The organism is Bacillus sp. GbtcB14 (assembly GCF_019091205.1).
In the GTDB taxonomy this organism is placed as follows: domain Bacteria; phylum Bacillota; class Bacilli; order Bacillales; family Bacillaceae_G; genus Bacillus_A; species Bacillus_A cereus_AG.
Genome location: NZ_JAGXJT010000355.1, coordinates 1 through 228, shown reverse-complemented (window position 1 = coordinate 228; position 228 = coordinate 1). Strand labels below are relative to the sequence as shown.

Here is a 228-nt window from a genome sequence, read left to right as displayed (position 1 = left end):
CACACCCAGTTTCATCATTCAAACATGAGGTATCGGCAGTATGCTGATTTTAAAGAAAATCATTTGCCGATGTTATTTACCTTCAAGGTAAAGGACGGCATGCTGAGAACTTTCATTCAGCATTATTTTGATAGACAAAAGCTGGCCGGGGATTTGGGGCATATCATCACACCGACTGATTCACTGATCGGTATATGGGAAAGCGGGAGGACACCGCAGAAAGATCCG

Annotated in this window: 1 pseudogene; it reads left to right on the top strand. The window is 43.9% G+C overall.

The annotated features are described in order from the left end of the window. Window positions 1-228 (top strand): annotated as a pseudogene (locus tag KVT31_RS30115) (ABC transporter substrate-binding protein); the annotation flags it as partial.